Origin of the sequence: Kitasatospora sp. NBC_00070 (genome assembly GCF_045041205.1) — a bacterium.
Taxonomy (GTDB): Bacteria; Actinomycetota; Actinomycetes; order Streptomycetales; family Streptomycetaceae; genus Kitasatospora.
On record NZ_CP108247.1, the window covers coordinates 4764896 to 4788793 of the forward strand.

Below are 23898 nucleotides of genomic sequence, written 5' to 3' on the forward strand. Positions count from 1 at the left end.
CTCCGCAGGTCGACGCCCCGGGCCGAACGGCCCCGATGGTGATCGCTCAGGGCGAACAACGGGCGGGGAACAATCGGCTCTCGCCAAACCTTAGTCAGGTCAACTCAACTTCACTGACTGGGGAGAGATCATGGCATCGACGTCCACACCGCTCACCCTGCCCGTGCTGCCGCTCGACGACGAGGTGGTGCTGCCCGGCATGGTGGTCCCGCTGGACCTGTCGGACACCGAGGTGCGGGCCGCCGTCGAGGCGGCCCGGGCCGGTGTCGGCGCCGGGGCCAAGCCCCAGGTCCTGCTGGTGCCGAGGCTGGACGGCTCGTACGCCGCCGTCGGCACGCTGGCCACCGTCGAGCAGGTCGGCCGGCTGGCCGACGGCGACCCGGCCGCGCTGGTCCGGGCGGTCCGCCGGGTGCGGATCGGCGCCGGGACGACCGGCCCCGGCGCGGCGCTCTGGGTGGAGACCAGCACCTTCCGCGAGTCCGACCCAGGGCTGCCGGTGGCCGGGCGCGCCGCCGAGCTGGTGAAGGAGTACAAGGCGCTCTCCACCCAGTGGTTGCGCAAGCGCGGCGCCTGGCAGATCGTCGACCGGGTGGCCCAGATCGAGGGCGTCGGCGAGCTCGCCGACAACATCGGCTACGCGCCGTTCGCCACCGCCGAGCAGAAGCTCAAGGTGCTGCTGGAGGCCGACCAGCTGGCCCGGCTGGAGTACGCGCTCACCCTGCTCCGCGACCACCTCGCCGAGGAGGAGGTCAACGACACCATCCGCAAGGACGTCGAGGAGGGCGTGGCCAAGCAGCAGAAGGAGTTCCTGCTGCGCCGTCAGCTGGACGCCGTCCGCAAGGAGCTGGCCGAGCTGAACGGCGACCCGGCCGACGAGGAGGGCGACTACCGGGCCCGGGTCGAGGCGGCCGAGCTGCCCGAGAAGGTCCGGGAGGCCGCGCTCAAGGAGGTCGACAAGCTGGAGCGGTCCTCCGACCAGTCGCCCGAGGGCTCCTGGATCCGCACCTGGCTGGACACCGTGCTCGAACTGCCGTGGAACGAGCGGAGCGAGGACGCCTACGACATCGCGGGCGCCCGGGCGGTGCTGGACGCCGACCACGCGGGTCTGGGCGACGTGAAGGACCGGATCGTCGAGTACCTGGCGGTCCGCAAGCGCCGGGCCGACCAGGGGCTCGGTTCGGTCGGCGGGCGTCGCGGTGGCGCGGTGCTGGCGCTGGTCGGGCCGCCCGGGGTGGGCAAGACCTCGCTCGGCGAGTCGGTGGCGCGGGCGATGGGGCGCGAGTTCGTCCGGGTCGCGCTCGGCGGCGTCCGGGACGAGGCCGAGATCCGCGGTCACCGGCGCACCTACGTCGGCGCGCTGCCCGGCCGGATCGTCCGGGCGATCAAGGAAGCCGGTTCGATGAACCCGGTGGTCCTGCTGGACGAGATCGACAAGGTCGGTTCCGACTACCGGGGCGACCCGGCGGCCGCCCTGCTGGAGGTGCTCGACCCGGCGCAGAACCACACCTTCCGGGACCACTACCTGGAGGTCGAGCTGGACCTCTCCGACGTGGTCTTCCTGGCCACCGCCAACGTGCTGGAGTCCATCCCCGAGCCGCTGCTCGACCGGATGGAGCTGGTCCGGCTGGACGGCTACACCGAGGACGAGAAGGTCGTCATCGCCCGGGACCACCTGCTGCCGCGTCAGCTGGAGCGGGCCGGTCTGACGGTCGGTGAGGTGACGGTCGACGAGGCCGCGCTGCGTCGGCTGGCGGGTGAGTACACCCGGGAGGCCGGGGTCCGGAACCTGGAGCGGTCGATCGCCCGGGTGCTGCGGAAGGTCGCGGCGCAGAGCGAACTCGGGGAGCGCGAGCTGCCCGTCGCGATCGGTCCGGACGAGCTGCGCGCGCTGATCGGACGCCCGCACCACACCCCCGAGGCGGCCCAGGAGCCCGGCGAGCGGCGCACCGCGGTGCCCGGCGTGGCGACCGGTCTCGCCGTCACCGGAGCGGGTGGGGACGTGCTCTACATCGAAGCCTCGCTGGCGGACGCGGAGACCGGTGCCACCGGGCTGACGCTGACCGGGCAGCTGGGTGACGTGATGAAGGAGTCGGCGCACATCGCGCTCTCCTACCTGCGGTCGCGCGGCGCGGAGCTGGAGCTGCCGGTGACCGGGTTGCGGGAACGCGGCATCCACCTGCACGTCCCGGCCGGGGCCGTCCCCAAGGACGGGCCGAGCGCGGGCATCACGATGACCACCGCACTGGCCTCGCTGCTCTCCGGGCGGAAGGTGCGGACGGACGTCGCGATGACCGGGGAGGTGTCGCTGACCGGGCGGGTGCTGCCGATCGGTGGCGTGAAGCAGAAGCTGCTCGCGGCCGACCGGGCCGGGGTCACCACGGTGATCATCCCCAAGCGCAACGAACCCGACCTGGACGACGTCCCGGCGGAGGTGCTGGCGCGGCTCACCGTCCACCCGGTCGCGGACGTCCGGGAGGTGCTGCGGCTGGCGCTGGAGCCGGCGGAGGTGCTGGTGGCTGCCTAGGCCGACCCCGGCCAGGGGTTCGGGGGCTGCGTTGTCGGCAGGTGCTCAGCTTTTTGCAGGGCGCTCGGTTGCACTGTCCAGGGCCCCGAGCCCCTGACTCTTCCGAAGCACCTGCCAAAAGGTCGGCGCCGCCCGCGCTGCGGAGCCGCATATCAGCAGAGCCCCGAGCCCCTGGTGGTGCACCTCGTGCCAAAGGGTCGGCGTCGCCCACGGGTGTCTGCCAGTGGGTGAGACGGTGGTTGTGTGACGGGGTGTCATGGCGGGAGCATGGGGCCATGACCCGTCACGCACATCTGAGCCGTCGACTTGATGTCGACCTGGCCCGTGCGTGTTCGGCGATCTGTTGCCGCGCCTGTTGAGCGCGGTGCCTCCTGCCCGGCTGATCGCCGGGCTGTCTCTCGTCCTGCCGGGCGGAGTGCACCCCTGTGTCCACTCTCCTCCGACGGGAATCCCATGCGTCTGCGCACTCGCGCCGCCGTGCTCGCCACGGCCGCCCTCCTGCTGACCGGCCTCACCCCGGCGCATGCCGCCGACCCGTACGGCCCGCTGCCGCCCGCCAACCCGTTCGCGGGGCCGGCCGGCACGGCCACCATGCACGGGGACACCGGTTCGTCCGACGCCACCCCGCTGCCGGGGCCGGGTGCGGGCGGCCTCCGGTCCAGCCGGACGGCGTTGCAGTCCGCCTGCCCGACCGTGCTGGTCGGGTCGGACGGCTACCCGGTCGCGCTCTGCACGGAGATCTTCGGGCTGGCCCCGACGGTCCATCTGCTGGACCCGGCGACCAGCGGGTCGGTGGCCGAACTGACGCTGGCCAAGGGCTCGTTGCTCGGCGGCGTGTACGCCTACCTGGACCACCGGGACCGGCTGGTCGCGGTGGACGGCAACCAGGACCTGCTGCGGATCGGCCACCGCAGGACCGCGAACGGCGGCTGGGAGCTGTACGTCGACTCCCGGCTGCCGCTCGCGGGGGCGGTCCCGGCCGGGGACGCCGTCACCGGGCTGTCGCCGGACTGGCAGGGCCGGGTCTGGTTCGCCACCGGTGCCGGGGTGGTCGGCACCGCCGACGACCGGACCGGCACGGTCCGCACCCTCGCCCTGCCGGCCGGTGAGCGGGTGGCCAACTCGATCTCCACCGCCCCGTCCGGGACGGCCGTGGCCACCACCCACGCCACCTACCTGTTGACCGCGTCCGCCGACGGCACGCCGCAGGTGAGCTGGCGTCAGCCGTACGACCGGGGGCCGGGGCGCAAGCCCGGGCAGCTCAGCTGGGGGACCGGCTCCACCCCGACCTTCTTCGGGCCCACCACCGGCACCGACTACCTGACCGTGGTGGACAACGCCGCGCCCACGGTGAACCTGCTGGTCTACCGGACCGGCTCCGGGGAGCAGGTCTGCTCGGTGCCGGTGCTCAGGGCGGGCGGCAGCGGCAGCGAGAACTCGCCGGTGGCGGTCGGCAACGCGGTCTTCGTGGCGAGCACCTACGGCTACCCGTACCCGAAGCTGCCGGAGGACGCCGGGCCGAGCGTGCCGTCCTCGGACAGCTACCGGGGCGGGCTGAGCCGGGTGGACGTCCGGGCGGACGGGTCGGGCTGCGACCTGAAGTGGGACAACCGGACCAGGTCGGCCGCCGTGCCGAGGCTGTCCACCGCCGACGGGCTGCTCCGTACGGTGCTGCGCAACCCGGTGATCCCCGGCACCGACGCCACCTCGGTGCTGGACCCGTATGCGTACGCCGAGATCGACCCGGCCACCGGCCGGACGGTGCGGACGGCCTTCCTCGGGGCGGGCTTCATCTTCGACACGCTGCAGATGGTGGGCAGCATCGCGCCCGGAAGGGTGGTGCTGCAGGGCACCACCACGGGAGTGCTGCGGATCACCGCCGGCTGACGCGCGGGGCGGTCGCGGGCGGAACCGGACAGGGCCGTGCGAAACTGCCGAAATGCCGTCACCTACGCAACGGGTGCTGTCCCGGGTCCCGCTGCGGCTCCGGCCGTTCCTGGTCCGGCACCGCAAGCCGGTGAAGTTCTTGCTGGTGGGCGGGACGTGCTTCCTGCTCACGATGGTCCTCAACTTCGGGTTGCGGCACACCCTGCTCCAGGAGAAGCCGGTGGTCGCGCTGACCGTCGCGACCGTGGTCGCGACGGTCGTCTCGTACGTGCTGAACCGGCAGTGGTCGTTCCGGGCGCACGGACGGCAGCGCGAGGCGGTGCTGTACCTGGTGGTCAGCGGGCTGGCGGTGCTGGTGAACGACGCGCCGCTGGTGGTCTCCCGGTACCTGCTCGACCTGCGGGAGCCGTACGTCACCGCGCTCACCGAGGAGGTCGCCGACTTCGCCAGCGGGATGATCGTCGGGACCTTCCTGGCGATGCTCTTCCGGTACTGGGCGATGAACCGGTGGGTGTTCACCCACCGGGCCGACCTGCGGCCCGCCGAGCCGTCCCCGGCGGAGGCCGGCCGGTGACGGTGGGTCAGCTGCCGCCGGGGGCCGCTCGGGGTGTGGACGTACGGACCGTTACGCTGCGGACCGTGACCTGGCAGGACCAGCACGGACAGGAGGTGGGCCGGTGCGGGCCGGACCGGCGAGTCAGCAGGGGATGCGGTGGGCCAACCTGGCCCTGGTGCTCGGGGAGATCGCGGCCGGGCCGTGCTCCCGGGCGGCGGTGGCCGGGGCGACCGGGCTGACCAGGGCGGCGGTCTCCTCGCTGGTCGAGGAGCTGCTGGCGGCCGGGCTGCTGACCGAGGCCGGGCCCACCGCGCCGAACGGCCGGGTCGGACGGCCCGGCAGCGATCTGACGCTCAATCCGGACGGGCCGGCCGGGATCGGCGGCGAGATCGGGGTCGAGCACCTGGCCGCGTGCGTGGTCGACCTCCGGGGCGAGGTGCGGAGCTGGCACCGGATGGAGATCGCCAACCGGGGCCGCACCCCGGCCGCCGTCCTGGCCGACCTGGCCGAGCTGCTCTGCCGGGCCGCCGAGCAGGCCGGGCTGCGGCCCGCCGGCCTGACGCTGGCCGTGCCCGGACTGGTCGGCGCGTCGAGCGGGGTGGTCGTGGGCGCGGCCAACCTGGGGTGGAGCGAGGTGCCCGTCGCAGCCGAACTGCGGTCCGCCCTGCGGGCCGCCGGCGCCGCCGAGCTGGCGGCGCTGCCGATCGAGGTCGACAACGAGGCCAACCTGGGCGGCCTGGCCGAACTCTGGCTGGCGGGCCGCCCGGACGACTTCTGCCACCTCTCGGCCGAGGCCGGGATCGGTGCGGCGATCGTGATCGGCGGCCGGCTGCTGCGCGGCGCCCGGGGCTTCGCGGGCGAACTGGGCCACCTCACGGTCTGGCCGGACGGCCCGCCCTGTCCCTGCGGCGCCCGGGGCTGCCTGGAGCAGTACGCGGGCGAGACCGCCGTCCTGCGGGCGGCCGGCCTGGAGGGCGTCCGGGGCGACTGGGTCGCGCTGCTCGCCGAGCAGGCGGCCGCCGGGGATCCGGAGGTGCTGGCCGCCCTGGCGGGCGCCGGCTCGGCGCTCGGGATCGCGGCGGCCGGGGCGGTCAACCTGCTCGACCCGCAGGCCGTGGTGCTCGGCGGTGGCTACGCGGAGCTGGGCGACTGGCTGCTCCCCACCATGCGGGCCGAACTCACCGCCCGGGTCACCGTCCGCCCCTGGAACGAGAACTGGCTCTCCGTCTCCCCCCTCGGCCGCCGGGGTCCCCTGCTCGGCGCCGCGGTCGGCGTCGTCCGCCGCATCATCGCCAACCCCGGCGCCCACGCCGGCCCCTGACGCCGACTTTTTGGCACGAGGTGCACCCCTCAGGGGCTCGGGGCTCTGCTGTTGTGCGGCTCCGCCGCGCGGGCGACGCTGGCCTTTGGCAGATGGCTCGGCGTCTACGGTCAGGGGCTCGGGGCTCTGCTGTTGTGCGGCTCCGCGGCGTGGGCGACGCCGACCTCGGAAAAGGTCACGCGTGCGTGGGTGGTCAGGCACTTTCGCAGTGACCCGCACGCCAGATCTCCTCGCCCGCGCGGCGGAGCCGCAGATCAGCAGAGCCCCGAGCCCCTGGGTAGTTGACGGCTGAGCGCCTGCCTACAGTGCAGCCCCGAGCCCCTGGGTAGTCGACCGCTGGGCGCCTGCCTACAGTGCAGCCCGGGTGTCAGGCCGTCACGTGTTCGCGGCCGTAGCGGGGGCGCCGGATCACCGCGGCCATGGTGACGGCGACGCCGACGACGGCCCAGGCGGCGAGGACGAGGAGGGGGACGAGGATGTTGGTGCCGCCGAAGTAGGCGATGGAGCGGGCCACGTCGGTGCCGGCCCCGTTCGGGATCCAGGCGCCGATCGCGCGCCAGAACGCGGGCATCATCGGCGGCGGGAACACCCCGCCCGCACTCGGGTTGCCGAGCACCACGAAGATCAGCACCGCCAGCCCGATCCCGACCACGTCGAAGAGGCACTCCAGGGCCATGGTGATCGCCCCGACCGCGAACACCACCAGCGTGCCCAGCCCGAGCAGCCCCCAGCTGGAACCGGGCAGTGCGTCCAGCACCGGGCCGATGATGACCGCCCCGCCGATGCCCGCCGCGACGGAGTAGAGCGCCAGTGAGGCGAGCCGGATCACCGCGCGGCTGGGGTTGGCGGGCCGGGAGCCCGCGCTGATGCCGAGGATGGAGGCGACCAGGTAGCCGCCGACGCACCAGCCGACCACCAGGTAGAAGGAGGAGAGGCCCTCCGCGTCGCCCTTGGCGAGCGGCAGCACGTCCTCCACCAGCAGCGTCCGGCCCTGGCTCTTGTCGACGGCGGTGACGATGGTCTCGGCGGCCGTGGAAGCGGCCGGGCCGCGGGCGTCGGCGACCAGCAGGGTGTCCTGGGTGCCGGCCGGGTCGAAGAGCCAGGCGGCGTAGATCTTCTGGTCCTTGATCCGGGCGATCGCGTCCGCCCGGTCGGTCGCGGTGGTGGCGCGGACCGCGTTGTCCGGGACCGACTCCAGGGCACCGACCAGCTTGGGGCTCACCTGGGGCGGGGCGACCACGGCGATCGACAGCTCGTGCGGGGTCGGGTGGTGCAGGGCACCGACGTACGAGGTGATGAACCCGAGCTGCAGCAGCAGCACCGCGATCACCAGCAGGGCGGCGCGCGGGGTGACCGCGTCCTTGACTTCCGCGAGGAATCCCTGGCGGCCCGGGTCGGCCATCGAAGCTCTCCTTAGAACGCAAACAAGGGCAAAACGGATACTTCATATCATGAAACAGTTGTCGATCAACGGAGGCTCGACTGCGGGATACTGACGCCATGACTGAGCGGGCAGCTGACCACCGGACCGCCGAGCAGGCGTTGACCGCCGTGGAGCGCGAGGTGGCCGTGCTGTTCCGGCGCGGCCGGGCCAGGGCGGCCGAGATGTCCCGGCAGGTGCACCCGGCGCTGGAGGGCGTGGCGTACAGCATGCTGGGCTTCATCCAGGAGCGGGGGCAGGTCCGGCTGACCGACATCGGCCTGCACTTCGGGGTGGGCAAGGCCACCATCAGCCGGCAGGTCAAGGTGCTGGAGGAGCTGGAGCTGGTCGCCCGGGAGACCGACCCGCTGGACCGGCGCTCCTCGCTGGTCTCGCTCACCCCCGACGGCGAGGCCCGCTACCTGGCCGCCCGGAGCGGCCGGCTGGGCCGGTTCCGGGACATGTTGGGCAGCTGGGACAGCGCCGACGTGGCCCAACTCGCCGATCTTCTCCAGCGGTTCAACGACGCGATCGGCGAACCCAAGCCGAGCTGAGGGCTCCGCCTGATTGTTGCCTTTGTCAACCATCTCGTCCTATGGTTGCCAAAGGCAACAAAAATCCAGGCCGAAGGACCCGCATGACCACAACTTCAGACCCCGCCCCGATGACCCACCGTCAGGTCCTCGAAGCCCTCTCCGGGCTGCTGCTCGGCCTCTTCGTGGCGGTGCTCTCGTCGACCGTCGTCGCGAACGCGCTGCCGCACATCCTCACCGACCTGCACGGCGGCCAGACCGCGTACACCTGGGTGGTCACCGCCGCACTGCTCTCGCTCACCGCCGCCACCCCGATCTGGGGCAAGCTCTCCGACCTGGTCAGCCGGAAACTGCTGGTCCAGATCGCGCTGGTGATCTACATCGTCTCCTCCGCGCTGGCCGGTCTGTCGCAGAACGCCGGCCAGCTGATCGCCTGCCGGGTGCTCCAGGGCATCGGGGCGGGCGGGGTCACCGCGCTGGCCCAGATCTGCCTGGCCGCCATGGTGCCGCCGCGCGAACGGGGCCGGTACAGCGGCTACTTCGGGGCGGTCTTCGCCCTGGCCACCATCGGCGGCCCGCTGATCGGCGGTGTGGTGGTGGACACCAGCTGGCTGGGCTGGCGGTGGTGCTTCTACCTGGGCATCCCGTTCTCGTTGATCGCCATCGTGGTGTTGCAGCGGACCCTGCGGCTGCCGGTGGTGCACCGCAAGGTGAAGATCGACTACCTCGGCGCGGTGCTGATCACCGCCTCGGTCAGCCTGCTGATGATCTGGATCTCGCTGGCCGGCGACAGTTACCCCTGGCTTTCCTGGCAGACCCTGGTGATGGTCGGCGGCGGGCTCGGGCTGGCCGTCCTGTTCGTGCTCGCCGAGCGCCGGGCGGCCGAGCCGATCGTCCCGATGGACCTGTTCCGCCATCGCACGGTCACGCTGGCCGCGATCGCCAGCGTGCTGATCGGGGTCGGGATGTACGGCTCGACCACCTTCCTCAGCCAGTACTTCCAGCTGGCCCGGCGGGAGTCGCCGACCATGGCCGGGCTGCTCACCCTGCCGATGATCCTCGGCCTGGCGGTCTCCTCCACCGTGGCGGGCCGGCTGATCACCCGGTACGGCCGCTGGAAGGCGTACCTGGTGGCCGGGACCGGACTGCTCGCGGTCGGCTTCGCGCTGCTCGGCACCGTCCGGGACGACACCCCGTACGCGGTGCTGGCGGTGGCCATGGCGGTCACCGGGATCGGCCTCGGGCTGACCATGCAGAACCTGGTGCTGGCCGTGCAGAACACCGTGCCCCGGCACGAGCTCGGCACCGCCAGCTCGACGGTGACCTTCTTCCGGACGATGGGCGGGGCGATGGGCGTCTCGGCGCTCGGCGCGCTGCTCTCGCACCAGGTCACCCGGCACCTGACGGAGGGTCTGACCGCCGCCCACCTGCCGACCGCCGCGGCCGGCGGTGGCATCCCGGACCTGAAGACGCTGCCCGCGCAGGTGGTCCCGCTGGTCACCGACGCGTTCGGGCGCGGGGTCGCCACGGTCTTCCTGATCGCCGCGCCGCTCGCCCTGCTCGCCTTCCTGGTGGTGCTGCTGATCCGCGAGGTGCCGCTGCGCACCGCCCGGGACGAGGCCCCGGCCGGGCAGCCGCGCGAGCTCGCGCTCGACTGACCCCGGACGTGCCGCTGCCCTCCCCGTTGGCGGACGGGGAGGGCAGCGGTGTGTCCGGGGTACTAGCCGGCGATCAGGTAGAGGCCGTAGCCGACCACCGAGGCGCAGGCGGCGAAGCAGACCGAGGCCCCGGCCAGGGCCAGGTTGGCGGTACCCGCTCCGGCGGTGCCGCCCTCCTGGGCCGCCTCGCGGCGGGACAGCGCCATGATGCCGAGGGCGAAGACCGCGACGGTGGCGACGGTGACCACGAAGCTGACGCCGGCGGTCTCGGCCAGGGCGGCCCACTTGATGCTCATGCTCATGGGAGGAAGCCTTCCGGGCTCAGGCCGCGACGGTGGTCGACGCGGGGGTGGGGGCCGGGGTCTGCGGGAGCTCGACCGGGGTGACGTCGGTGTCGTTGACGTTGTCGGCGTGCACCGGCCGGCGGCGGGAGAGCATCCACATCGCGCCGGAACCGATCACCAGCGCGGCGCCGACCAGCAGGACGCCCCAGGTGCCCTTGTCCGCGACGAAGGCGGCCAGGCCGGCCACGGTGGCGGCGGCGGGCAGGGTCAGGCCCCAGGTGTAGAGCATCCGGCGGGCCATGCTCCAGTGCACCTCGGCCTTCGGGCCGCCGAGACCGGCACCCATGATGCCGCCCGAGACGACCTGGGTGGTGGAGAGGCCGTAGCCCATGTGCGAGGAGGTCAGGATCACCGTGGTGGCGGCCGCCTCGGCGGCGAAGCCCTGCGGCGCCTGGATGTCGGTGAGGCCCTTGCCCATCGAGCGGATGATCCGCCAGCCGCCCATGTAGGTGCCGATCGCGATCGCCGCACCGGCGCTGACGATCACCCAGGTGGGGGGCAGCGCGCCCTTCGGCAGCGCCCCGACCGAGACCAGCGCCAGGGTGATGATGCCCATGGTCTTCTGCGCGTCGTTGGTGCCGTGCGCCAGCGAGACCAGCGAGGCCGAGGCGATCTGACCCGCCTTGAAGCCCTTGTTGGTGGTGGCCTCACGGCCGTTCCGGGTGATCCGGTACGCCAGCTTGGTGGCGCCCCAGGCAGCCAGGCCGGCCACGATCGGGGAGGCCACGGCGGGGATCAGGATCTTGGAGACGACGACGCCGAAGTTCACGCCGTTCAGCCCGACCCCGACCACGGTGGCGCCGATCAGGCCGCCGTACAGCGCGTGCGAGGAGCTGGAGGGGAGGCCCTTCAACCAGGTCAGCAGGTTCCACAGGATCGCGCCGACCAGGGCGGCGAAGATGATCGCCGGTTGCAGACCGGTCTTCTCGTTGACGATGCCGCCGGAGATCGTGGTGGCGACCTTCACGGAGAGGAAGGCACCGGCGAAGTTGAGGACCGCAGCGATGGTGACCGCGACCTTCGGGCGGAGGGCTCCCGTGGCGATGGAGGTGGCCATCGCGTTGGCGGTGTCGTGGAAGCCGTTGGTGAAGTCGAAGGCGAGCGCCGTGATGATCACAACGGCCACCAGGAACGTGATGTGTTCCATAACCCAAACAATCGTCGTAGTTGTCGGACTGACGCTGGTGTCATCGGCGACGGTAGGGAGGGTTGGTGAACGGAAGGTGAACTGAGCCGGGAGCTGAGGTTCCGATGGTGTCGCCGAGGTTGCCGGAACCCTTCCGAAGTGTGGAGCCGTGGCCGCTGACCAGCTGATTTGGTAGATAAGGTCCGGTTTGGTGACGGTTTGTTGAGAGCTGTCTCACATCCAATCTGAAGTTGAGCTGAGAATTCATCGGGTGGCCGGGTAACCCCCTGTCTCGAGCCGGGTGGTGCGTGGCAGGATCGAGCCCGAATTGCCTGGCCGCACGGCGGGTCGGGCTCGGGGACGACGGGGAGGGCGAGCAGATGCGCGCTGGGGTGCGGACGACGGAGAACGGCGTGCGGCCCTGGGTGCGGGCCGCCCTGCGCTGCGGGGCGGTACTGGCCCTGGCCGCGCTCGCCTTCGGCACGGCGGGGACGGCGTTCGCCGCTCCCCAGCCCCCCGTCTCGGTCGCCCCCGGCGCCGACCCGCTGGCCCAGGCCAAGGCCACCCTCGGCCCGATGCTGGACCGGCTGCACGAGCTGTACCGGGAGGCCGAGGCGGCCACCGAGCAGTACAACGGGACGGTCGCCAAGCTCGCCACCCAGCAGACCACCGTCGCCGACCTGAAGGTCCGGCTGGAGCACCAGCAGGCCGCGGTGGACGCCGGCGGCGACCTGGCGTCCCAGCTGGCCGCCGCCCAGTACCGGAACGGCAATGCGTCCGACCTGGCCGAGCTGCTGTTCACCGACTCGCCGTACGAGGCGGCGGTGGTGGCCGAGCTGCTGAACACCGCCTCGCGCTCGCAGAGCGAGTTCCTGGACCGGCTGAAGGCCGACCGGGCCACCCTGACGGTGCTTCAGCAACTGGCCGAGGCGACCCTCGCCCAGGCCCAGGCGCTGGCCGTCCAGCAGGAGGCCGGCAAGGCCGACGTGGCCAAGCGGCTGGCCGAGGTCGAGCAGATGGTCAGCTCGCTGACCGGGGCGCAGCGCAGCGAGCTGGAGCAGCTGGAGAAGAACCGGGCGGACGAGGCGCAGCTGGCCTTCCTCGCCTCGGGCGCACTGGGCAAGGGGGAGCGCACGCCCTCGCAGGCCGGGCGCAAGGCGGTCGCCTTCGCGCTGGCCCAGCTCGGCAAGGACTACCTCTGGGGCGGCACCGGGCCGGACAAGTTCGACTGCTCCGGCCTCACCTCGCAGGCCTGGCTGGCCGCCGGGCTGAACATCCCCCGGGTCAGCCAGGACCAGTGGTCTGAGCTGACCAAGGTGCCGCTGAACCAGCTCCGCCCCGGTGACCTGGTGGTCTACTACGCCGGTGCGACCCACATCGCGATGTACATCGGCGGCGGCCTGGTGGTGCAGGCGCCGCGCACCGGCTCGGTGATCAAGGTCTCGCCGATCGGTGCGATGCCGGTCCTCGGCGCGGTCCGGCCGGACCCGCAGGCGGTCTCGGACGACCCGGGCGGCAGCTGGAAGGTGCCCGAGCTGCCCAAGGGGGCGGATGCGGTGACGCCGATCCAGCCGGCCAAGCCGGAGAACCTGCCCACGCCCCCGGTGACCGCACCGCCGACCACCCCGACCACCCCGACCGCACCGGTCACCCCGCCGGTCACCACCTCGCCGACCGGCACGCCGCCGGTCACGCCCCCCGTCACCACCTCGCCGACCGGCACGCCGTCCGGCGGTACGTCCTCGCCGGGCACCGGGACGGGCACGCCGACGGGCTCCGGCACGCCGACCGGCTCGGAGTCGGGCTCCGCGTCCGCCTCGGTCTCCGGTTCGACGAACCCGAAGGAGAACGAGGGTTCCCCGAGCACGACCGGCTGACGCCCCGTCGGTCTTGGACCGACCGGCACATGGTCGGCGGCGTCGCGGCGTTGGGGTGCGTACCCCACCGCCGCTCCTTCATCCGCCCACCATGTGCCGGTCGGTCTATGCCGGTACGGCCTCGGGCTCGTCGCTCCCGAGCAGCAGCTCGGGGCGGCCGGTGACGATCAGCCAGGCCGGCAGTGCCGCGACGCAGAGCAGCGGGAGCAGCGCCAGGTCGGGCACGATGGCCCCGGCGGTGAACAGGCTGAGCCAGCCCTGCCGGGTGACCGCGAACAGCACGCCGAGGACGGCGCAGGACACCGCGAGGGCGGGCGGCACCGAGGGGATCAGCGCGCTGACGGCGAAGCCGAGCGCGACCGCGGCGAAGACGGCGGGGAAGATCCGGCCGCCCCGGAAGCCCGAGCCCGAGGCCACCACCAGCGCGACCAGCTTCAGCACGGCCATCCCGAGCAGGCTCCAGAAGCCGTAGTGCGAGTAGTCGAGGGCCAGCTCCTTGACCTGGTCCAGCCCCTTGAACAGGGTGAGCTCGCCACCGAGCGCGCCCAGGGCACCGAGCGTCAGCCCGCCGACGGTGAGCATCGCGACCGGGTGCGGGATCTGCCGGAACGCGCGGTGCACCAGCGGGAAGACGTAGACCGCGGTCATCCCGAACACCGCCGCGACCGCGCCGACCAGCAGGGCCCAGAGCACGTCGACCACGCGGGTGCCGGGATAGCCGGGGACCTTGATCACGAAGTCGTTGCCGACCAGCAGCAGGGTGGTCATCGACCCGGTGACGGCGGCGATCAGCGGGGCGAACAGCCGGTCCCAGAGTGCCCCGGGGCCCGGCATCTCGGAGAGGATCAGTGCCGCCGCGAGCGGGGTGCCGAAGAGCGCGCCGACGGTGCCCGCGGCGGCCAGGCCGACCCACAGGGCCGGCCCGGCCGAGGGCATGAAACGCCGTCCGAGCCAGTACGCCAGTGCGATGTTGATCATCGTGATCGGATTCTCGGGCCCCAGGCTGACGCCCCCGGCGAGGGCCAGGACGGTGGCCACGATCAGCCCGGGCAGCACGTACAGCGGCACCGGTGGGTCGACCAGGCCGGTGGTGGCCGGGTCCGGTCCGGCGTGACCGGGCGCCCGCCACACCGTCAGGCCGACGGCGGCACCGGTCACGGTGAGGATCAGCAGGATCCACCACGGGCTGAAGCCGTCGATGTCGAGGCCGTCCGGGATGATCTCCCAGAGCAGGTTCTCCAGCCGTCCGGCGACTTTGCTGATCGCGATCAGTGTGAGGCCGGCGCCGATGCCGGTGAGGATCGCCGGGACGATCAGCGGGAGCAGCCGGGCGGCCGGGGTGGGCGGCCCCTGGGTGAGGTCGCGGGGGTCGGCACTGCCGGGCTGCGGGACGGTGTCGGCCATGGCGCGGGTACCTCCGGCGGTGGGGGTGAGCTGGTGTCAGATTAGGTGCAGATCGGACAAATCAGTCACTCGCGGGCCGGAGTGTCGGCCGACGGACCTGACGGTCGGTCGGCCGACGGGATCAGCCGGTGCTGTCCGGCTCGAACCGGATCACCACGGCCTTGGAGGTCGGGGTGTTGCTGATCTCGGCGGTGGAGTCCAGCGGGACCAGCACGTTGGTCTCCGGGTAGTACGCGGCGGCGCCGCCCCGGGCCACCGGGTAGTGCACCACCTGGAAGTGCGGGGCCCGGCGCTCGGTGCCGTCCACCCACTCGCTGACCAGGTCGACGTACCCGCCCGCGGTCAGGCCCAGCTCGGCGGCGTCGGCCGGGTTGACCATGACCACCCGGCGGCCGCCGGTGATGCCCCGGTAGCGGTCGTCCAGGCCGTAGATGGTGGTGTTGTACTGGTCGTGCGAGCGCAGCGTCTGGAGCAGCAGCCGCCCGGCGGGCACCTCGGGGGCGGTCAGCGGGTTGACCGTGAAGTTGGCCCTGCCGGTGGCGGTCGGGAAGGTCCGGCTGTCGCGCGGGCCGTGCGGCAGGGCGAAGCCGCCCGGGCGGCGGACCTTGGCGTTGAAGTCGTCGAAGCCGGGCACCACCCGGGAGATCCGGTCCCGGATGCTGTCGTAGTCCTCGGCGAACCGCTCCCACGGCACGTCGTTCGCCTCGCCGAGCGCCGCCCGGGCCAGCCGGCAGACGATGGCCACCTCGGACAGCAGCTGCTCGGACGGGGGCCGGAGGCCGCCGCGCGAGGAGTGCACCATGCCCATCGAGTCCTCGACGGTGACGAACTGGGGCCCGACGGCGGTCCGGTCCCGGTCGGTCCGGCCCAGGGTGGGCAGGATCAGCGCCCGGGCACCGGTGATCACGTGCGAGCGGTTCAGCTTGGTGGAGACGTGCACGGTCAGCGCGCAGCGCCGCATCGCGGCCTCGGTCACCTCGGTGTCCGGGGTGGCCGCGACGAAGTTGCCGCCCATCGCGAAGAAGACCCGCACCTTGCCGTCGCGCATGGCCCGGATGGTGTCGACCGAGTCCAGCCCGTGCTCGCGCGGCGGCTCGAAGCCGAACTCCCTGCCCAGGGCGTCCAGGAAGGCGGGGGCGGGGCGCTCGAAGATGCCCATCGTGCGGTCGCCCTGCACGTTGCTGTGCCCGCGCACCGGGCAGACACCGGCGCCGGGGCGGCCGACGTTGCCGCGCAGCAGCAGGAAGTTGACCACCTCACGGATGGTCGGCACCGAGTGCTTGTGCTGGGTCAGGCCCATCGCCCAACAGACGATCACCTTCTGTGAGTTGAGGGTGAGCTCGGCCAGCTGCTCGATCTGCTCCCAGGGCAGGCCGGTGGCGGCGAGCACCTCGGCACGGTCGGTGGCGGCCGCCTCGGCGGCGAACTCCTCGTAGCCCAGGCAGTGTTCGGCGACGAAGTCGTGGTCGACGCCGTCCTTCGCGGCCAGGATCAGCTGGTTCAGCGCGCGGAACAGGGCGAGGTCGCCGCCGAGCCGGATCTGCAGGAACAGGTCGGTCAGCTTGGTGCCCGCACCGGCCAGGCCACGGGCGTTCTGCGGGTTCTTGAAGCGCTCGAGCCCGGCCTCCGGCAGCGGGTTGACGCTGACGATCTTCGCGCCGGCCCGCTTGGCCCGCTCCAGTGCGGACAGCATCCGGGGGTGGTTGGTGCCCGGGTTCTGCCCGGCCACGATGATCAGGTCGGCCTGGTACAGGTCCTTCAGGCTGACGCTGCCCTTGCCCACCCCGAGGGTCTCCACCAGTGCCGAACCGGAGGACTCGTGGCACATGTTGGAGCAGTCCGGCAGGTTGTTGGTGCCGAGCTGACGGGCGAACAGCTGGTAGGCGAAGGCGGCCTCGTTGCTGGTCCGGCCCGAGGTGTAGAAGGCGGCGGCGTCGGGGGAGGGCAGCTTCGTGAGCTCCTCGGCGACGATCGCGAAGGCCCGCTCCCAGGAGACCGGGGTGTAGTGCGTCGCACCCGCGTCGAGCAGCATCGGCTCGGTCAGCCGGCCCTGCTGGCCGAGCCAGTAGCCGGACCGCTCGGCCAGTTCGGCGACCGGGTGCTCGGCGAAGAACGCGGTGGTGATCCGCCGTTCGGTGGCCTCCTCGGCGACGGCCTTGGCGCCGTTCTCGCAGAACTCGGCGGTATGCGTCTTGCCCGGTTCGGGCCAGGCGCAGCCGGGGCAGTCGAACCCGTCCGGCTGGTTCACCTTCAGCAGGGTGGCCAGGGTCCGCTTGGGGCTCATCTGGTCGTTCGCCATCCGCAGGCTGTGGGCCACGGCGGTGAGACCGGCCGCCGCGTGCTTCGGATCGGTGACCTCGGCCCGGTCCTGCGCCGGGTCGCTCTGCGGCGCCTGCTTCGCCATGACAGCCCTACTTCCTTGTACGGGGTGTGCCTCACCTTACGCAGGACACAAGGCTGCCCTGTCCAGGGGATCGGGGAGCGGCGACGGTTCGTGGCCGGCGGGTGTCACTGCGAAAGTGCCTGGCCATCCACGCGACGATCACCTTGCAAGGGCCGGCGTCGCAGTTCCCCGAGCCCCTGGACCGTAGCCGGTTGAGCAACTGCCGAAGCGTCTGCCAGGAGGGTGAGGAGGCCGCGGGCGGCGGTGTCGTTCTGGCGGAAGCCCGGGGCGTTGGTGCGGGGGCGGGCGAAGGCGGTGTAGGCGCGGCCGTTGGTGTGCGGGCCGAGGGCGGTGCGGCGGGGGTGCGGGGCGTTGCCGAGGGTGGGGTCGAGCAGGCGGCCGTCGGCCAGCGAGACGGTCAGCAGGCCGGACTCCTCCAGTAGTTCGCCGTTGCGGGCGAGGCCGCGCAGGACCGGGTCCTCGGTGCGGGAGAGCACGTGCTTGGGCAGGTAGCCCTCGATCAGGGCGGTGGCGTGGACCCGGTGGCCGGGGGTGGTGGGGCTGGTGGCGACGAAGGTGCCGGTGGACTCGTCCGGTTCGACCCGCAGGTCGGCGCCGAGGAAGCGGACGACGCCGGCCTCGGAGAGGGCGAGCAGCTGGCGGAGCCGGAAGCCCGGCGGGCCGGAGGCGAGGAAGCTGAAGAAGCCGAACCACCAGCCGTCGAGTTCGGTGGCGACCGAGTCGGCGGTGAGCCGGCCGGTGGCCATGATCCGGGGGAGCTGGCCGTAGAGCGAGAGCAGGGCGAGGAAGGCCCCCAGGTCGGTGCTGTGCGTGGGGTCGGCCCGGCGGTCGGCGTCGGCGGTGATGTGGTCGCGCAGGTGCTGCTGGAGGGCGTCGGGGGTGAGGCGGAGGCCGGTGAGCGGGTGGTCGAGCGCCTCGAAGTCGAGCCGGTCGGCCGGATCGGGGACGGACCGCGCCACCAGGGCGGCCAGCTCGGGCGTGTACCAGTCCAGCCGGTCGTAGTCGTTCAGGAAGTCGGCCCAGGGCAGCTCGACCCGCTCCGGGTGGGCGTGGAACAGCTCGTGGTAGTGCCCGAAGCCGATCTCCTTGGCCATCAACGGCCAGAAGTCCCGGCGTAGTTCGAGCGGTCCGGGGCCGGCCAGCACCCGGTCGACGGCGGCGGCGTCGAAGTACCGGGGCAGCGGGGCTGGCGGGCCCTGGAGCCGGTAGCCGGTCTTGGAGTGGTAGGGCACGCCGCGCCGGGAGCCGACGTGGATCACCGGTTCGCGGCCGGACGGGAGGTAACGCAGGGTGAGCCCGTCCGGCGCCGGGACGAACCGGCCGCCCCGGCCCTCGGTGAGCATCGCGACCAGGTCGACGAAGGCCAGCCCGAAGCCGCGCAGCACCAGCTGCTCGCCGGGGGCCAGGCCGGAGAGGTCGACGTCCGAGGAGAAGGCGGGCGGCAGGTGGAACCGGCCGTGCCGGGCGGCGAACGCGGCCAGGTCGTGGTGCCGGGGGTCGGGGGCGGCGCCGAGGTGACCGAGGGTCAGCACCACCTGGTCGGCGACCAGCACACCGTCGGAGAGCTGGACCAGCTGCGCCCCGTGCGGCGGGCCGCTGACCGAGCGGGCGGTGTCCCGGTGCACGGTGACCGTGACATGCGGGGGCAGCTCGGCCACCGCGCGCCGGAACACCCAGTCCAGGTAGGCGCTCTGGGCCCGCCGGGTGGGGAAGTCGGTCGGTGCCAGCGAGCGCAGTTCGGCCCGGACGGCCGGGTCGGCGACGGGTTGGTACGGGGCGAACTCCTCGGGCCGGGCGGCCCATTCGGCCAGCGAGGGGCCGGGGCGGACCGGGCCCTCGACGGTGGCGGACTCGTCGGTGAACATCGTGACGTCCTCCGCCATCGAGTTCATCCGCAGCAGCGGGGACTGGTCGTACCGCCAGATCCGGCCGCCGCCGGGCGGGTACGGGTCGACCAGGTGGATCTCCAACGGCCGGTCGGACGGCAGCAGTTCGGCCGCGCTGGCGGCGATCCGCTCCAGCAGCCCGGTGCCGCGCGGACCCGCCCCGATGATCGCCAGGGTGCTCAACGGGCCACCCCCGTACGGGCGAAGAGGGCCCGGGCGCGCTGCAGCGGGGTCGGTGGCAGGTCGCCCCGGATGGCGCCCCGGGCGTAGTACCGCTCCAGGTAGTACTGACCGACCGAGAGCACGCTGGTCACCGCGACGTACCAGACGGTGGCGACCAGCAGCAGGGGGATCACCTGGTAGGTCTGATTGTAGATCAACTGGGCCGCCTCCAGCTGGCCCTGGTCCACCGAGAGGATGCCGCCGCGCACCACCTCGGCGGCGTACGCGGCCTCGTGCAGGGTCAGGCCGATCACGGCGGTCAGGGTCGGGCCGAACAGGTCGACCGTCTTCACGGTGAGGAACTCCGGGCCGAACGGCAGGCCCAGGCCGAGGGTCGGGTAGAGCGCGCCGATGTTGAACCAGAACAGCAGCTGGACCAACAGCGGGGTGGACCGGAAGATCCAGACGAAGCCCCAGCTGATGCTCCGCAGCACCGGGTTGTCGGAGAGCCGGAACACCGCGAACACGGTGCCGAGGGCGAAGCCGAGCACCATCACGGCGGCGGTCAGCCAGAGCGTGAGCAGCAGGCCCTGCACGATCGCGGTGGTGGTGAAGTACTGCGCGACCACGTCCCACCCGAACGCCCGGTTGCGCAGGACGGAGTTCAGCACCATCGCCAGGGCCAGCAGGGCGAGCACCGAGGCGACCGTGCGGCCGGGCCGGCGGCGGGCCACGATCGGTGCCTCGTCGGTCTGTTGGCGGGTGGGGGTGGACAGGACAGTGGCCATGGGCCGGCTCCAGACGTGGCTGGGCCGTCACGCCGGGCGGCGCCCCTCAACGCGCCCGACCCCCGATCGTAGGCGTGGACGAACGGCAACTGTCAAGAGCGGTCCGTTCCTACTGATAACAGAACATGAAGGAATCGCGGAGAGGTTGACGCCCCGTGAGATCCACTGTTCAACTTCCTCCATGGACCCCGAGCAGCAGCGCCTGGTGACGCGCGGCCACATCGACTTCGGTCGAGTGTGGTCGGCCGCGTGTTGCGCCTGACCCGGTAGTCGCGGCCGTTCCACCGGCCCCTGTTCCACTTCTCTCCCCTTCGCGCCGTCACGCGCCCAGCGCCCCTCGCGCTCCTCTTCCCACCCCAGCGCCCAGCAGCACCGTCGGCCTGCCCGGGCGCCGCTGCCCCCTGCTCGCCGCACGACCGAAAGGCCCTTCGTCATGCCCGTCGAATTCCTCGGCATCGCCGCCACCGGTGACGGCTCGGAGACCACCACCCGCACCACCGCCGCCTTCGACCGCGACTACACCCTGCGGCTGGCCCGGGCGCACGAGGAGTACGGCTGGGACCGGGTGCTGTTCGCCTACGGCTCCGGCTCGCCCGACCCGGCCCCGGCCGCCGCGTTCCTGGCGAGCAAGCTGGACACGCTGCAGATCCTGCTGGCGCACCGGCCGAACGTGTCCTACCCGACCTACGCCGCCAAGACCTTCGCCACCCTGGACCAGATCAGCGACGGCCGGCTGACGGTGCACTTCATCACCGGCGGCAGCGACCGCGAGCAGGGGCGGGAGGGCGACTTCCTGACCAAGGACCAGCGCTACGCCCGCACCCGGGAGTACATCGCGCTGGTGAAGAAGATCTGGACCACCCGGGAGCGGTTCGACCACGAGGGCGAGTTCTACCGGTTCGAGGACTTCGTCTCGGACGTCTTCCCGGTCCAGGAGCCGCGCCCGGACGTCTCGTTCGGCGGCTCCTCGCCGGCCGCCTACGCGGCCGGCGGTGCCGAGGCGGACATCTACTGCCTCTGGGGCGAGCCGCTGGCCCGGACCGCCGAGCAGATCGAGCGGGTCCGACAGGCGGCCAAGGACGCCGGGCGGACCGACACCCCGAGGATCCAGGTGGCGTTCCGGCCGATCATCGCGCCGACCGAGGAGCTGGCATGGGAGAAGGCGCACCGCACCGTCGACTTGATCAAGTCCCGGGTCGGGGGCGGTGAGCTGCTGCCCCGGGCGAAGGGTGCGGACGGCGGCTGGGCGCCGGAGAACACCGGCTCGCAGCGACTGCTGGAGATCGCCGCCGCCGGGGAGCGCTACGACCGCGCGCTGTGGACCCCGACCGCCGCCGCGACCGGTGGCGCGGGCAACTCCAACGCCCTGGTCGGCACGCCGGAGACGGTCGCCCAGGCGCTGCTGGACTACTACGACCTCGGCGTGGACATCCTGTCGGCCCGGGGCTACCACCTGCTGGACGACGCCATCGACTTCGGCCGGTACGTGATCCCGATCGTCCGCGAGGAGGTCGCCAAGCGGGACGCCGCCAAGGCGGCCGCCCGGGAGCGGGACCGGCACCAGCTGATCGCCCTGCAGGCATGAGCGGCGCGCTGCTGGAGGTCCGTCGGGTCACCCTGGCCGACCCGCTCACCGAGCCGCTGATCCGCGAGCTCACCCACGAGTACGTCACCCGGTACGGCCCGGGCGGCCACCAGGAGATGAGCCGGTTCCCGGACAGCGAGTTCGAGGCGCCGGACGGCGCGCTGCTGCTCCTGCTGGCGGACGGCGAACCGGTGGCGGGCGGCGCGTACCGCCGCTACGACGAGCGGACCGCCGAGCTCAAGCGGATGTGGACGCACTCGGCGCACCGTCGGCGCGGCCTGGCCCGCCGGGTGCTGGCCGAGCTGGAACTCGCCGCCGAGGCGGCCGGCTACCGCCGGATCCACCTCACCACCGGCCCGCGCCAGCCCGAGGCCAAGGGCCTCTACCTGGCCACGGGCTACACCCCGCTGTTCGACCTGGACCGCGACCCGGCGATCTTCGCCCCGCTGCCCTTCGAGAAGCACCTCCCGTTCCGGCACCTCCCCCGAAAGGCCCCGACCCCGTGAGACGCGCACCCGCAACGCTGACCGCCGCCGCCCTGCTGGTGCTCACCGCCGCCTGCGGCTCGGGTACCGGCAAGTCGCCCGGCCCGGCCGGGAGTTCCGCGCTGGCGGCGGCGGCCCAGGACGTGGTCTCGACCGTACCGAAGTCGGACAAGGCGGCCGCGCTGCTCCCCGAGGAGACCCGGAAGGCCGGGCGGCTGAAGCTCGGCGGATCCTCCGGCACCCCGCCGAGCGCGTTCTACCCGGACCCGGCGGTGAAGAAGGCGGCCGGGATCGACGTGGACTTCACCGACGCGGTGGCCAAGGTGCTCGGCCTCACCATCGAGCGCGAGGAGGCGGCCTTCGAGACCATCCTGCCCGCGCTGGACAGCGGCAAGTACGACCTCGGCACCGGCAACTTCGGGGTCACCACGGCCCGGTTGAAGACGATCGACTTCGTCACCTACATCAACGACGGCCAGGGCTTCGCGGTGAAGAAGGACAACACCGCCCAGCAGCCGGTCAAGGAGATCGCCCAGCTCTGCGGCCTGACCATCGGCACCGGCGTCGGCACCACCTTCGAGACCACGCTGAACTCGAAGAAGAACGTCTGCACCGACGCCGGGAAGAAGGCGTACGAGGTGCGGGCCTACTCCGACACCGGCGCCACCCTGACCAGCCTCCAGCAGGGCAAGGTCGACCTGGTGATGTCCACCATCAACGGTCTGCGCTACCAGGAGTCGCAGCCGGCCTCCGGCACCCGGTTCCTGAGCGAGTTCCGCCGGCTCGACGTCGGCTTCGCGTTCAAGAAGGGCTCGCCGCTCACCCCGGCCTTCCAGGCGGCGGTCAACCAGCTGATCCAGGACGGCACCTATCGGAAGATCCTGGAGAAGTGGGGCACCACCGGCTCCGCCCTGACCACGTCCGAGATCAGCCCGCCCGAGCGTCCGTGAGGTCCGCCATGAGCACCGTCATCTCCGCGAGACCGGTGGCCGCCGCCGACCAGGACGACCTGGCCGAGCTGCCGGTGGTCCCGGCCCGGCACCCCTGGCGCTGGCTGGCCGGGGCGGCCGCCGCCGTGCTGGTGGCCCAGTTCCTGCACGGGCTGGCCACCAACCCGGGCTGGGACTGGCCCACCTTCCGGGCCTTCCTGACCACCGACACCATCCTGCGCTCGGTCGGGGTCACCCTCCAACTGACGCTGTACGGAACGGTGCTGGGCTTCCTGGTGGGCGCCGTGGTGGCCTTCCTGCGGCTGTCCAGGAGCCCGATCCTGCAGACCATCGCCTGGGTCTACGTCTGGGCCTTCCGGTCGATCCCGCTGATCGTCCAGCTGGTCTTCTGGTTCAACCTCTCCTACCTCTACAAGCGGTTCGGCATCGGCGTCCCGTTCGGCCCGACGGTGCTCAGCTTCGAGACCATGGACCTGCTCGGCGCGCTCGGCGCCGCCGTGCTCGGTCTTGCGCTGCACCAGGCCGCGTACGCCGCCGAGATCATCCGGGCCGGGGTGATCTCGGTGGACGCCGGCCAGCTGGAGGCGGCCGCCGCGCTCGGCATCCCCCGGCTGCGGCAGATCCGCCGGATCGTGCTGCCGCAGGCGATGCGCTCGATCCTGCCGAACGCGGGCAACGAGGTGATCTCGCTGTTCAAGGGCTCCTCGATCGTCTACGTGATGGCGATCGGCGAACTCTTCCACCAGGTCCAGGTGGTCTACGGCCGGACCGGCCGGGTGGTGCCGCTGCTGATGGTGGCCACCGTCTGGTACGTGGTGCTGACCACGCTGCTCTCGTTCGGCCAGTACTACCTGGAGCGGTACTTCGCGCGCGGCTCGCAGCGCACCCCGCCACCGACCCCGCTGCAACGGGCCCGTGCGCTGGTCCGGCAGATCCAGGCCACCCGACTCACCGCGCCCACAGGAGGCACCAGTTGACCGGCACGACG

18 protein-coding genes are annotated in these 23898 nt (G+C 72.4%); 11 read left to right on the forward strand and 7 right to left on the reverse strand.

The window, feature by feature from the left end; all coding sequences use genetic code 11:
• The first annotated feature begins 130 nt into the window (after positions 1-130).
• From lon to OHV05_RS21995, 4 genes are all read left to right on the forward strand, one after another.
• Entirely contained in the window at positions 131-2524 is a 2394-nt protein-coding gene (gene lon, locus OHV05_RS21980; protein WP_405019189.1) for an endopeptidase La, read from the forward strand.
• 453 nt (positions 2525-2977) lie between these two features.
• Positions 2978-4411, forward strand: a complete 1434-nt coding sequence (locus tag OHV05_RS21985; RefSeq protein ID WP_405019190.1) for a hypothetical protein — start codon at positions 2978-2980, stop codon at positions 4409-4411.
• A gap of 52 nt (positions 4412-4463) precedes the next feature.
• Positions 4464-4985, forward strand: coding sequence for a GtrA family protein (locus OHV05_RS21990; protein ID WP_405019191.1), 522 nt, complete (start codon positions 4464-4466; stop codon positions 4983-4985).
• A 133-nt stretch (positions 4986-5118) separates the two neighbouring features.
• Positions 5119-6288 (forward strand): ROK family protein, encoded by a 1170-nt coding sequence (locus tag OHV05_RS21995; protein WP_405021515.1) that lies wholly within the window; start codon positions 5119-5121, stop codon positions 6286-6288.
• A 367-nt stretch (positions 6289-6655) separates the two neighbouring features.
• Here the strand turns inward: OHV05_RS21995 and OHV05_RS22000 are convergent, their stop codons facing one another.
• A complete protein-coding gene (locus tag OHV05_RS22000; RefSeq protein ID WP_405019192.1) occupies positions 6656-7690 on the reverse strand; it encodes a DUF3533 domain-containing protein in 1035 nt (344 codons plus the stop codon).
• Positions 7691-7788: 98 nt separating this feature from the next.
• On the opposite strand from OHV05_RS22000, the gene OHV05_RS22005 reads away from it, so the two are divergent.
• Both OHV05_RS22005 and OHV05_RS22010 read left to right on the forward strand, forming a co-directional pair.
• Positions 7789-8262, forward strand: a complete 474-nt coding sequence (locus tag OHV05_RS22005) for a MarR family winged helix-turn-helix transcriptional regulator (protein ID WP_403034872.1) — start codon at positions 7789-7791, stop codon at positions 8260-8262.
• Between the two features lie 83 nt (positions 8263-8345).
• Complete coding sequence (locus OHV05_RS22010) at positions 8346-9899, forward strand: MDR family MFS transporter (protein ID WP_405019193.1); 1554 nt, start codon at positions 8346-8348, stop codon at positions 9897-9899.
• Between the two features lie 62 nt (positions 9900-9961).
• Here the strand turns inward: OHV05_RS22010 and OHV05_RS22015 are convergent, their stop codons facing one another.
• Positions 9962-10201 (reverse strand): hypothetical protein, encoded by a 240-nt coding sequence (locus tag OHV05_RS22015; RefSeq protein WP_403034877.1) that lies wholly within the window; start codon positions 10199-10201, stop codon positions 9962-9964.
• Between the two features lie 19 nt (positions 10202-10220).
• Entirely contained in the window at positions 10221-11390 is a 1170-nt protein-coding gene (locus OHV05_RS22020) for an anion permease (protein WP_403034880.1), read from the reverse strand.
• 359 nt (positions 11391-11749) lie between these two features.
• On the opposite strand from OHV05_RS22020, the gene OHV05_RS22025 reads away from it, so the two are divergent.
• The gene (locus OHV05_RS22025) at positions 11750-13246 is read left to right on the forward strand and encodes a C40 family peptidase (protein WP_405019194.1); all 1497 of its coding nucleotides are present in this window, start codon (positions 11750-11752) and stop codon (positions 13244-13246) included.
• 105 nt (positions 13247-13351) lie between these two features.
• On the opposite strand, the gene OHV05_RS22030 is transcribed toward OHV05_RS22025, so the two are convergent.
• The 4 genes from OHV05_RS22030 to OHV05_RS22045 form a co-directional block, all read right to left on the reverse strand.
• The gene (locus OHV05_RS22030; RefSeq protein WP_405019195.1) at positions 13352-14650 is read right to left on the reverse strand and encodes an ion channel protein; all 1299 of its coding nucleotides are present in this window, start codon (positions 14648-14650) and stop codon (positions 13352-13354) included.
• 121 nt (positions 14651-14771) lie between these two features.
• On the reverse strand, positions 14772-17054 hold the full coding sequence (locus OHV05_RS22035; RefSeq protein ID WP_405019196.1) for an FdhF/YdeP family oxidoreductase: 2283 nt from the start codon (positions 17052-17054) through the stop codon (positions 14772-14774).
• A gap of 104 nt (positions 17055-17158) precedes the next feature.
• On the reverse strand, positions 17159-19123 hold the full coding sequence (locus tag OHV05_RS22040) for an FAD/NAD(P)-binding protein (RefSeq protein WP_405019197.1): 1965 nt from the start codon (positions 19121-19123) through the stop codon (positions 17159-17161).
• Positions 19120-19890: an ABC transporter permease subunit gene (locus tag OHV05_RS22045; protein WP_405019198.1), complete on the reverse strand. Its 771-nt coding sequence runs from the start codon at positions 19888-19890 to the stop codon at positions 19120-19122. The genes OHV05_RS22040 and OHV05_RS22045 overlap by 4 nt, the downstream gene beginning before the upstream one ends.
• 433 nt (positions 19891-20323) lie before the next feature.
• On the opposite strand from OHV05_RS22045, the gene OHV05_RS22050 reads away from it, so the two are divergent.
• Genes OHV05_RS22050 through OHV05_RS22065 form a run of 4 tightly spaced genes read left to right on the forward strand, consistent with a single transcriptional unit; the run spans position 20324 to position 23887 of the window.
• The gene (locus OHV05_RS22050) at positions 20324-21475 is read left to right on the forward strand and encodes an LLM class flavin-dependent oxidoreductase (protein ID WP_405019199.1); all 1152 of its coding nucleotides are present in this window, start codon (positions 20324-20326) and stop codon (positions 21473-21475) included.
• Positions 21472-21981 (forward strand): GNAT family N-acetyltransferase, encoded by a 510-nt coding sequence (locus OHV05_RS22055; protein ID WP_405019200.1) that lies wholly within the window; start codon positions 21472-21474, stop codon positions 21979-21981. The genes OHV05_RS22050 and OHV05_RS22055 overlap by 4 nt, the downstream gene beginning before the upstream one ends.
• The gene (locus OHV05_RS22060) at positions 21978-22910 is read left to right on the forward strand and encodes an ABC transporter substrate-binding protein (protein ID WP_405019201.1); all 933 of its coding nucleotides are present in this window, start codon (positions 21978-21980) and stop codon (positions 22908-22910) included. Before OHV05_RS22055 ends, OHV05_RS22060 begins: the two co-directional genes overlap by 4 nt.
• Positions 22911-22918: 8 nt before the next feature.
• Positions 22919-23887, forward strand: a complete 969-nt coding sequence (locus tag OHV05_RS22065) for an amino acid ABC transporter permease (RefSeq protein ID WP_405019202.1) — start codon at positions 22919-22921, stop codon at positions 23885-23887.
• The last annotated feature ends 11 nt before the right edge of the window (positions 23888-23898 follow it).